General features: G+C 62.5%; 4 protein-coding genes. 3 read left to right on the top strand and 1 reads right to left on the bottom strand.

Features of this window, described 5'->3' with window-relative positions:
* Nucleotides 1-126 precede the first annotated feature (126 nt).
* Entirely contained in the window at nucleotides 127-1986 is a 1860-nt protein-coding gene (locus WCA85_RS00020; protein WP_424060885.1) for an autotransporter assembly complex protein TamA, read from the bottom strand.
* A gap of 303 nt (nucleotides 1987-2289) precedes the next feature.
* On the opposite strand from WCA85_RS00020, the gene WCA85_RS00015 reads away from it, so the two are divergent.
* The 3 genes from WCA85_RS00015 to panC all read left to right on the top strand — a co-directional run.
* Nucleotides 2290-2475 (top strand): DUF3460 family protein, encoded by a 186-nt coding sequence (locus tag WCA85_RS00015; protein WP_424060883.1) that lies wholly within the window; start codon nucleotides 2290-2292, stop codon nucleotides 2473-2475.
* A gap of 2 nt (nucleotides 2476-2477) precedes the next feature.
* Entirely contained in the window at nucleotides 2478-3350 is an 873-nt protein-coding gene (locus tag WCA85_RS00010; RefSeq protein ID WP_424060882.1) for a segregation and condensation protein A, read from the top strand.
* A 301-nt stretch (nucleotides 3351-3651) separates the two neighbouring features.
* A partial coding sequence (gene panC / locus WCA85_RS00005) for a pantoate--beta-alanine ligase (RefSeq protein WP_424060881.1) occupies nucleotides 3652-4287 on the top strand: 636 nt, incomplete at its 3' end.

Here is a 4287-nt window from a genome sequence, read left to right as displayed (position 1 = left end):
GCGGTGGCGTGTCAGCGCCGCCCGGCGGTGCGTCGCCGGGCGTCTGCGGGGGCGGTGTGGCGGAAGAATCCGTCGTCATACTCGAGCCATGCGAATCAGGATGCCAAAATCAATGCAGTGAGAAGGTTAGAAAGCGATGCCCAGCGTCAGATAAGGCCGAATGTCCTTGTTACGAATGCCATAGGCGAGGTCGACATTCACCGGCCCCACCGGACTGCGCCAGCGCGCTCCAAAGCCCACGCCGGGATAAAAGACTTTCTCGCCCCATGTGTCCGTGGCGGTGCCAATGTCGAAGAACACCGCGCCGCCCCAGTCGTGGTTAAACCAATGCTGATATTCGCTTGTGGCCGTCATCAGGTATTTGGTCGGCAGCACCGAGCCGTCGACGCTGTTACCAATGCTCTCGTAGCTGTAACCGCGCACCGAGTTCGATCCGCCCGCCCGAAACAGCAGCGAGGCCGGCACACCAGTCGTGCCGCCCGACGTGAACACGCCGCCCAGTTCGGCTCGGAACAGGACCAGATCGGACTTGCCGATCGGGAAGTACTGCTGGCCACGTGCATAGGCACGCCCGAAGGTCTGCTCGGTCGCGATGCCCTTGACCGCGAAACCCGCTTCAACATGGATCAGGTTGCCGGAGCGCGGAAACAGCGGATCGTCGGTATTGCGGCGCGTCCACGACCACGCGGGCACGAGGGCATGGGCCGTGATCGGCCCCACCGCATTCTGGTCGAGCCGATCCTGATAGAAGAGGAGCGAATAGCCATAGTCGAGATATTGCGACGTGCGGGTGGTCTGCACGCCGCCACGCAGACTGTAGATGCGCGTGTCGGACACATTGGTGGTGCTGTAAGACGCCAGCACGCTATTGGTCCACGCGCGCGGTCCCGGCGGCATGGAAAGCTGAATCTGGCCGAACTGCTCGATCTCGTCGATCCGCCCGCCGACCGTAAATGGATAGGCCTTGCCGAAGGTGTTCAGATACGAGTAGTTGCCCTGCACTTGCGGACCGGTATCGGTGGCGTAACCGACGCCGCCACGGATGCTGTTGTATGGATATTCGCTGACCTTCACCCGCACCGGCGTCTCCAGCGGCTTGTCTGGGTCGTTGCCGACGTCGATCGCGACGCTCGCGTAGTAAGGCGTGTTCTGCAACTGGCGCTGCAATTCGGCCAGCCGCTGCACGTCGTAGATCGCGCCGACGGAAATCGGATTCACGTTCTCGACAATCTTCTCGGGATAGCGCTGAGTGCCGGACACTTCGAGCTTGCCCATCGTGAAGGTCGGTCCGCTGTCGAAGGTGACGGAGAGTTTCGCCTCGTGCGTGCGCGGATCGACGCGTGCCTGGGACTGGGAAATCTTCGCCGCCACATAGCGGCGCGATTGCAGCGCCCTGAGCGCTGCGTTCTTCGCATCGTCCCAGCCCGACTGTGAGAACGGATCGCCTACGTGCATGGAGAAAGCGAAGCGCGTGGCGTTTTCCTGAGCGGGGTCTTCGTTCAGCACCGGCCCGCGAAACGTCAGAGAAACGGACGAAATGGTGGTTAGCGGACCGGGGTCAACGCTCACAGTGACGCTTTTTTTGCCGTCGACAGTCCGCACGTCTGTCCGCACTACCGGAGAGAAGTAGCCGGCGGTGGCGGTCAGGTCGCGTACCTGCTGCGGCGTGGCGGTGACGAGAAAACCGAACTGGTCGTCGCTGACATCGTCGCGTTTGGCGAAGCGCGCGATGTCCAGATGTTCTTCCAGCAGTTTGCGCAACGAGCGTGGCGACGCCTCTACATCGACCTTGTAGGCCGCGCGAGCCGCTCGGGCCTCGCCGCTGGCGAGAGCCAGCGTGAAGAACGTGCAGAATGTGACGAGGGCAAACGCGAACCATGCGCGCAACTGTCCGGCGGCGCACGGCATGTAACGCACGAGGCGCGTGTGCCGCCCATCCGGTTTGCCGTGCCGCACACGCGGCGGTTCGATCGCACACCCCGCCAAACAGGACCTCCGCGGCCGTTATTGATGAATGACTATACCTGGCCGCCGCCGCGGCGACCCTGAAGCTCGCTATTTGACCACATCGGCGCCGCGATCAGATGATCTCCAACACGGCACGCCATCGGGCTGGCGGCGCTCTGCCGCCGGTCCGCAAAGGCCGTCCGGCCAACGACACGCCCGCCTTGGACGCATCAGCCGAACCGATGTTCCACGAGTTTTCATCTACCGCCAACGCTTGCTGTAAAATTGCGGGCAACGCTAGCGGCAGCGCTGCCGCCACTCCCCTATCACGGACGTTGAGCCATGTATCAATCGGACATCACGCAGTTCCTGAATCAGCTGAAGCAACAAAAGCCCACTCTGGAAGCGGAACAGCGGCGCGGCCGCTCGCTGCTGTGGGACAAGCAGCCGATCGATCTCGACGAGCGCGCCGAGCAGCAAGCCTCCCGCGTGCAACAAACCTCCTACCAGTACTACCAGAACTTCTAAGCGTGAGTACCGCCGACGAGGCCCGCGCCGCAAAGGCGCAGCCCGACGCTGCGCTCGCCGCGCCCAAAACCGATTCGACGCCTGATACCGTCGACGGTATCGCGTTCGCACGCCTGTACGGCGAGCCGCTTTTCAAACTGCCGACGGACCTGTACATCCCGCCGGACGCGCTCGAAGTCTTCCTCGAAACGTTTGAAGGCCCGCTGGATCTGTTGCTGTACCTGATCCGCAAGCAGAACTTCAACGTGCTCGACATCCCGATGGCGGATGTCACCACGCAATATCTCGGTTACGTCGAACAGCTGCGGGAGACTAACCTCGAGCTTGCCTCCGAATATCTGCTGATGGCGGCGATGCTCATCGAGATCAAATCGCGCATGCTGCTGCCGGTCAAGAAGGCCGACACTGGTGAGGAAGCGGAAGATCCGCGCGCCGAACTCGTGCGCCGCCTGCTCGAGTACGAGCAGATGAAGCTCGCTGCGCAGCGTATCGACCACCTGCCGCAACTCGGACGCGACTTCCTGCGCGCCGACGTCTATATCGAGCAGAGCATCACGCCGCGCTTTCCGGACGTGAACAGCGAGGACCTGCGCGCGGCGTGGGCGGACGTCATCAAGCGGGCCAAACTGGTCCAGCATCACCGCATTTCGCGTGAAGAACTGTCCGTGCGCGAGCATATGAGCGTGATCCTGCGCCGCCTGCAAAACGCCCGCTTCATGGAGTTTTCGGAACTGTTCGACACGACGCGCGGCATGCCGGTGGTGGTGGTGAATTTCATCGCCATGCTGGAGCTGGCACGCGAATCGCTGATCGAAATCACTCAGGCCGAACCTTTCGCGCCCATCTACGTGCGGCTTGCCTACCTGCCGGCTTGAGTCGGCTCAAGCCGCAAGTCGGGCCTCCCCCAAGAGTTGGTCTGGACCGCTGGGTAGGTCTGCGCACGCTTGACCTGGCTTAAGCTGCCGGCCGGGTCTTCCCCTTGATGCGTCATGCATTAGAGACGCGCCTCGCTTCGGTGCGTCGCGGGGGTAGGCATGCCCCCGTTACACCGCTCCCGCAAATCCACTACAATCCCGCGCTCCGAACCTGTCATCACCGGGACGGGCGCCAAAGGACGAAAATGCACCATTTTTGTGCCGACGAGGCTCCGCTCCGCGCGAGGAAAACCGTCCGATCATGAAAGTCATCAGCTCGATCCACGAATTGCGCGACCAGTTGCGCGGCCAGAACCGTACTGCGTTCGTCCCGACGATGGGCAATCTGCACGAGGGCCATCTTTCCTTGATGCGCCTTGCCCGCCAGCACGGCGACCCGGTGGTGGCGAGCATTTTCGTCAACCGGCTACAGTTCGGGCCGAATGAGGATTTCGACAAATACCCGCGCACGCTCGAAGCCGACATCGAGAAGCTGCAAAAAGAGAACGTCTACGTGCTATTCGCGCCGACCGAGCGTGACCTTTATCCGGAGCCGCAGCAATACCGGGTGTATCCGCCGCATGATCTGGGCGACATCCTTGAGGGCGAATTCCGGCCAGGCTTCTTCCAGGGCGTATGCACGGTGGTAATGAAGCTGATGTCGTGCGTGCAGCCGCGCGTGGCCGTCTTCGGCAAGAAGGACTATCAACAGTTGATGATCGTGCGGCAGATGTGCCATCAGTTCGCGCTGCCGACTGAAATCATCGCCGCCGAAACCGTGCGCGATACCGACGGCCTCGCCCTCAGCTCGCGTAACCGCTTCCTGCAGGCCGCCGAACGCGCCGAAGCACCGCGCCTCGCCGCCGAGCTGAACCGGGTGCGCGACGCTGTGCTGGCC

This window comes from Paraburkholderia sp. (genome assembly GCF_049581445.1).
GTDB lineage: Bacteria > Pseudomonadota > Gammaproteobacteria > Burkholderiales > Burkholderiaceae > Paraburkholderia.
Note: the sequence above shows the minus strand (reverse complement) of the source record. Positions and strands in the feature narration are given on the sequence as shown.

What these genes read in the sequence shown, in the direction of transcription:
- WCA85_RS00015 (WP_424060883.1), top strand. Translation starts at nt 2,290, where the DNA reads ATGTATCAATCGGACATCACGCAGTTCCTGAATCAGCTGAAGCAACAA.